Below are 5743 nucleotides of genomic sequence, written 5' to 3' on the forward strand. Positions count from 1 at the left end.
CGCAGAACCGGCCTCGCCATGGTACAATCCGGCTGCTTGACGACGGAAGCCCCGCGGTCCTGCCACCGGGCGGTGAAACTGGGTGCTTTGCGGGCTCAGTCGTATGCTTCATGAATAATCCGGGCTAACCCAAACGGCATTGACCGTCGGCGGCGTCCGGCTCATGATCGAACTGTCCACAGCCGAAAGGAACCGCCATGCGCACCTTCTCGCTCGCCTGCCTGTTCGTCCTGGCGCTGGCCCCGCTCGCCGCCGCACAATCCGTCCACGACGACGACCTCGCCGCCAAGCTCGACCGGGTCCTTGAGACCCTGGACGGCTTCGGCCATCGCCTGGACATGCTCGAGAAGCGCATCGACGACGGCCTGTGGTTCGACCGCGTGGGCGACGTCGCGGCCATCGACAAGGTGCGGCTGTGGGGACCGCCCCGCTGGAAGGAGGAGTCGCCGACGGCCATCGGCGCCGGCCAGCCGCTCAAATTCTGGGCCTACGTGTTCATCCCGCGCGATCTCGACCGCACCAGGAAGGCGCCGCTGCTGGTGTTCCCCCACGACGGCGTGCACGGCGATTTCACCACCTACTACTGCCACATCGTGCGGGAGCTGCTGGCCCAGGGTTACGTGATCGTGGCGCCGGAGTACCGCGGCAGCACGGGCTACGGCCGCGGCGTCTACGAGAACATCGACTACGGCGGGCTGGAGACCGAGGACGCCCACGCCTGCCGCGCCTACGTGCTGGAGAACTACCCCTTCGTGGACGACGGCCGCGTGGGCCTGATCGGCTGGAGCCACGGCGGGCTGATCGGGCTGATGACCGTCTTCGACCACCCCGGCGACTACGCCTGCTGCTACGCCGGCGTGCCCGTCAGCGACCTGATCGCGCGCCTGGGCTACCTGGGCGAGGACTACGCCGCCCTCTACTCGGCCGACTACCACATCGGCCAGACCGTGGAGGAGAACATCGCGGAATACCGCCGGCGCTCACCGGCCTGGAACGCCCACCGGCTGAAGACCCCGCTGCTGGTGCACACCAACCGCGGCGACGAGGACGTGAACGTACTCGAGGTCGAGCACCTGATCAAGGCGCTGAAGGCCGAGGGCAAGGACTTCGCGCACGAGATCTACGATGTGCCCGGCGGTCACAGCTTCGACCGGCTCGACACGCGCCAGGCCCAGGAGATCCGTCTGAAGATCTACAGGTTCCTGGCCACGCATCTCGAGCCGGCGCACCCCTTCGCCGACGTGAAGGCGCTGCACGCGGCGGGGTACAGATAGCCGACCCGGCACGAGCGACGGGGAGGTCACGGCCGCCCCTTTTCCGCTTTCGGAAGCATGCGGCCGGGGCGTCCCGGGCCTAGATTGGGCCCCATGGACAAGCGCCGGATACTGAAACGCCTGCTCGGGCCCGCGGCCGGCGGCGCCGTCGGCTACGCCGTCTCCTACCTCTCCGCCTGCGCCGGCAGCACCTGAGGCATCACGGGCAACCCGCTGGTCGCCGTGATCTTCGGCGCCGTGGCGGGGCTGGTCCTGACCTCCGGTGGAGGGAAAACCAAGTAGACACGACGAGTTGACGGGCCCCCATTGACTCCGCAGTCTGCAGTTGATATCCTGAATTCAGATTGAACGCCCCCGCCACCCTACCCCGAGCAGGATGTTGATCCATGCGCTCTCTGCTCCTGTGGTTGTTCGTGCTGGCCTGTTTCGCCACTACGGCCGCCGCCAACGAATATCTCTGGTGCTTCAACGCCGACGAGGTGCGGGCCGAGGTCGACCCCGCCACGGCCGAGGTGACCGTCAGCCACGCTGCGGCCTTGTACAACTGCTGCCCCGACCCGATCACATACGACGTGCAGTTCGGTGATGAGACCCTGTTCGTGGTGGAGCACGTCGCCGCCGATCCACCCTGCGACTGCAACTGCTGCTTCGATCTCGGCGTGAAGATCCACGACGTGCCGCCCGGCCTGTGGTGGATCGGCTTCTCCTGGCGCGACGAGGAAACCGGCGAATGGATCGAATGGCACGGCGAGATCGTCGTGCCCGACATGGGCCAGGGCTATGCGGGCGGCGAAATCGAACCCGAGAGCTCCGGCTGCCTGTCCGCGACGGCCGTGGAGGAACCGGCCAGCGAGCAGCTCACCTGGAGCGCCCTGAAGACCTGTTACCGCTGAGCCCGCGGCACGCGTACGGAAGGAAGAACGATATGAAATGTTTCATCGCCTTCGCCTGCGCGGCGATGCTCCTGGCCGGACCGGCCGCCGCCCGGGCCGACGACTGGTGCCTGGACGGGGACGGCCTGCGTGTGGAGATCGACGGCGCGACGGTCACGGTCTGCCACGACGCGGCCCGCTACAACTGCTGTCCCGATCCGTTCCAGTACGCGGTGTCGTGGGATTTCGACACCCTGGTGGTGACCGAGACGGAAGTGCTGACCAACCCTTGTTACTGCCTCTGCTGCTATGACCTCTCCACGACGATCGAGGACGTGCCCCCGGGACAATTCACCCTGCGCCTGCGCTGGTTCGACTACGAGACGTTGGACTGGGCGCAACTCGAGGCGCCTTTCGGCGTGGATGACGTTGGCCAGTCCGGCACGCACGTCCTGGGCGCGTCGCAATCCTCGGGCTGCCTGGCCGCCTCCGGGAACACCGCGCGCAGCTGGAGCCGGGTCAAGACGCTCTACCGCTGAAATGAGCAGGCGGACCGCCGCGGGGCCGGTCCGCCTTCGTCTGTCCGGACGGGATTATCAGTGGTGATGATCGTGGCCCTGGCCCTCGGCGCCCTCGGCCGCCATCCACTTGGCGTACTCGTCGATCGTCCGCTGACCGTGCGTGCGGATCATCTTCACGACGTCGGGATCCTTGCTGGAGATGATCGAGATGTGGGTGTCTCCGGACGTGAAGTAATCCATGTCGGCGCCGGCCATCATCAGCGCGCCGTAGGACCGGCACATGGCGCACAGAGGCATCTGCTCGCCGGCCTGGAGCCTGGCGGCGACGGCCTGCATCCTGGCCATCAGCTTCTGGAACCGCTCCTCGTAGGCCGCGGGCACCGTGTTGACCTCCACCAGCCCGTTGGCGAAGAGCTGATTGTCCCACGTCATGTTGGCGAAGAGCTCGGAATCCTCGGTCAGGTTCTTGCACATGCCGCAGTTCTCCAGGTCGAACCAGTCTTCGGCGGCCAGGGATACGCCCGCGAGGAGCAGGACGACGGCCAGGAACGTGGTCATCGATAATGTCTTCATCGAACGCGTCTCCTTGTGAGGGTTGAAGGTCTCCAACCAAGATACCGGCATTTTCCCGGAACATCAAACCGTCATGGCGCGATCCGGGAGTCGCCGGCGCGGGAAGGCGGCGCGGATTCTCCCCATGACGAATCCGCGCCCACCGGGTGGTCATTCGGCGGCGATCGTGACGCGGATCACCCCGGCCGCGGCCGGATAGACGTACCCGTCGTCCACCATGCGCACATCCGTGTCCGGGTCGGCGGTGCCGCTGTTGGCCGCAGCCTGTCGCGGCGCCTGGTCCGGGCCGGCGCCGGGCCACTGGTTCATCTCCGTGCCCGCATCCCACAGGTTGACCATGGCGGTCACGTTGCCCTCGACCGGATCGCCCTGGGCATCGAACAGCGCCAGGCTGCCGTCGCCGAAGCCGTAGAACAGGTCGTTGGACTGACCGAACATCGAGCCGAAGGAGAGACGGTCGCCCTCGCCGGCCGTGAACGCGAAGGTGCAGGCGTCGCCCGGGAAGATGGGTCCCGCGGCCGCGGCACCGTCGGGGACGGTGAAGACGCCGGCGGACGACACGTCGTCCAGGGTCTGCAGGTAGCCGACCAGCGCGCCGGGGTCGGCGTCCTCGGCCAGGGCCTCGAGACCGTGGCCGCCGTTGGGCTGGCCGTCGGCATACATGAACCTGCCGGCTGCGTGCACCGCATAGGCGCCCGGCGCCAGGGGCGTCACCACGCCTGTGCGCGGGGCCAGGGCCGCGGCCAGGCCGGCCGGATTGCCGTCCTCGGCGACATGCTCGAGACCCTCGCCGCGGTCGGTCATGTCCTCGGTGAAGAGGGGGGCGGTTCCCGCGTGCACCGCGTAGACGCCGGGCGCGAGGGGCACCGCCAGCGACGGGCCAGACGAGGGCGAAAGGGTCGCGGAATCGGAGACGTTCTCGATGCGCACGGTGAACTCGCCGCCGCCTTCGGGGGTGACGACCACCTGGATCACGTCGGATACGGCGGGGTAGGCATAGCCGTCGTCCACCATCCGCACGGTGTCGTCGGGATCGGCGGCGCCGGCGTTCGCGCCGGATTGCCGCGGCGCCTGGTCCATGCCGAGCCCGGGCTCCTGATTCGCCTCGGTGCCGGCGTCCCACAGGCGGACCTGATCGGTGACGTCGCCGTCGAGCGGGGCGGACTTGGCGCCGTAGAGGGCGATACCGCCGCCGCCGGGCGCGTAGAACAGGTCGTTGGAATGGACGAACATGGTGGCGAAGGAGAGACGGTCGCCGGGCGCCGCGCCGACACGGAATTCGTAGGCTTGTCCCGGACCGATGGGGCCGGGCGTGTCGGCGCCGACCGGCGTGTCGAACGCGCCGCTGGTCAGGCAATCCCTGGCGTCGCTGACATTGGCGACGGTTACGGTGAAATCGGCGGTCGAGGTCGACGGCCCCGCCCCGTCGTCGGAGCAGCCCGCGACGGCGGCCAGCAACAGCAGGACCGGCCACGGACTGCGAATCGATGTCTTGGTGAACATGACAGGTATCCCTTCATTGACGGTCTTCGCAAGGGGTGGCTAGAATGGTTGATCCACCGCTCGCCGGGGAAGCCGATACCCCGGCGCTCAACGATTCCTACCGCCCACGGCACCGAGGTGTGACTGAAAAAGATGATTTTCGTCGGAATTTATGGACACACTTCGCGCCATTGATCGGTACCAGACCATGAAGACGCCGGATGCAGCCAGGGGACCGGGCCGCGACCGAGATCGATCGGACGTGCCTTCCCGCGAGACCCTCCGCCGCGTCCGCGCGCGTGATCCCGAGGCGCTGGCCGCGCTGTTCGAGTACGGCTTCGACCGGATCTACGGTCTGGCGGCGCGCATGCTGGGCAATCGGGAACAGGCCCAGGACGTGATACAGGAGGTCTTCCTGCGGGTCCACCGGTCGGCCCACCGGCTGGATGCCGAGCGCGAGCCCCTGCCCTGGCTGCGCCAGATCACCGTCAATCTCTGCCGGGATCTCTGGCGTTCGGCGGGCGCCAGGGGCGACCGGCAGACGGTGTCGCTGGACGAGCATGCGGACCTGGGCGCGACCCTCCCCAGCGACGCGGCGCCGACCGACGCGGCGGTGCTGGCGACGGAACGGGAGCGGCTGGTCCAGCACGCGCTCGGCGAACTGCCGCCGCAACTGCGCGAGGTCGTGCTCCTGCGCGACTACGAGACGCTCGAGCACGACCAGATCGCCGCCCTGGTGGGTGCCAGCGGCGCCGCCGTGCGCAAGCGCTATTCGCGGGCCCTGGCCCGCTTGAGCGAACTGCTTGAGGGTGAGCTGAGATGAACGACGACGTACGTGACAACCTGACACCGGTACAGCAACGCGCCCGCGACACCGTGCGCGGCCTGTCGCGCCCCGTCGCCGACGTCGAGTTCCGCGCGCGGCTCAGGACCGAGTTCACGACCGGCACGATCCAGGGCGGCCGGGTGCTGCGCCCGCCGCGCTCTGTGTGGCGTCGCACGGCGATGCCGACCCTGGCCG

General features: G+C 68.2%; 7 protein-coding genes. 5 read left to right on the top strand and 2 right to left on the bottom strand.

What is annotated here, in order from left to right; translation table 11 throughout:
* The first annotated feature begins 197 nt into the window (after positions 1–197).
* The 3 genes from KJ554_02725 (at position 198) to KJ554_02735 (ending at position 2685) form a co-directional block, all read left to right on the top strand.
* Complete coding sequence (locus KJ554_02725; GenBank protein MBU0741252.1) at positions 198–1274, top strand: prolyl oligopeptidase family serine peptidase; 1077 nt, start codon at positions 198–200, stop codon at positions 1272–1274.
* A gap of 386 nt (positions 1275–1660) precedes the next feature.
* Complete coding sequence (locus KJ554_02730; GenBank protein MBU0741253.1) at positions 1661–2167, top strand: hypothetical protein; 507 nt, start codon at positions 1661–1663, stop codon at positions 2165–2167.
* 32 nt (positions 2168–2199) lie between these two features.
* Positions 2200–2685 (top strand): hypothetical protein, encoded by a 486-nt coding sequence (locus KJ554_02735; protein ID MBU0741254.1) that lies wholly within the window; start codon positions 2200–2202, stop codon positions 2683–2685.
* A 57-nt stretch (positions 2686–2742) separates the two neighbouring features.
* Here the strand turns inward: KJ554_02735 and KJ554_02740 are convergent, their stop codons facing one another.
* Both KJ554_02740 and KJ554_02745 read right to left on the bottom strand, forming a co-directional pair.
* Complete coding sequence (locus KJ554_02740) at positions 2743–3240, bottom strand: hypothetical protein (protein MBU0741255.1); 498 nt, start codon at positions 3238–3240, stop codon at positions 2743–2745.
* A gap of 150 nt (positions 3241–3390) precedes the next feature.
* Positions 3391–4743, bottom strand: coding sequence for a spondin domain-containing protein (locus tag KJ554_02745; GenBank protein MBU0741256.1), 1353 nt, complete (start codon positions 4741–4743; stop codon positions 3391–3393).
* Between the two features lie 187 nt (positions 4744–4930).
* On the opposite strand from KJ554_02745, the gene KJ554_02750 reads away from it, so the two are divergent.
* Complete coding sequence (locus tag KJ554_02750) at positions 4931–5545, top strand: RNA polymerase sigma factor (GenBank protein MBU0741257.1); 615 nt, start codon at positions 4931–4933, stop codon at positions 5543–5545.
* Positions 5542–5743, top strand: a 202-nt coding sequence (locus tag KJ554_02755) for a hypothetical protein (GenBank protein MBU0741258.1), incomplete at its 3' end; no start/stop codon positions are given. The genes KJ554_02750 and KJ554_02755, both read left to right, overlap by 4 nt.

It is taken from the genome of bacterium (assembly GCA_018814885.1).
In the GTDB taxonomy this organism is placed as follows: Bacteria; Krumholzibacteriota; Krumholzibacteriia; order LZORAL124-64-63; family LZORAL124-64-63; genus JAHIYU01.

Coding starts and splice junctions, on each gene's coding strand:
- KJ554_02725 (MBU0741252.1), top strand. CDS start 198: ATGCGCACCTTCTCGCTCGCCTGCCTGTTCGTCCTGGCGCTGGCCCCG.
- KJ554_02730 (MBU0741253.1), top strand. CDS start 1,661: ATGCGCTCTCTGCTCCTGTGGTTGTTCGTGCTGGCCTGTTTCGCCACT.
- KJ554_02735 (MBU0741254.1), top strand. CDS start 2,200: ATGAAATGTTTCATCGCCTTCGCCTGCGCGGCGATGCTCCTGGCCGGA.
- KJ554_02740 (MBU0741255.1), bottom strand. CDS start 3,240: ATGAAGACATTATCGATGACCACGTTCCTGGCCGTCGTCCTGCTCCTC.
- KJ554_02745 (MBU0741256.1), bottom strand. CDS start 4,743: ATGTTCACCAAGACATCGATTCGCAGTCCGTGGCCGGTCCTGCTGTTG.
- KJ554_02750 (MBU0741257.1), top strand. CDS start 4,931: ATGAAGACGCCGGATGCAGCCAGGGGACCGGGCCGCGACCGAGATCGA.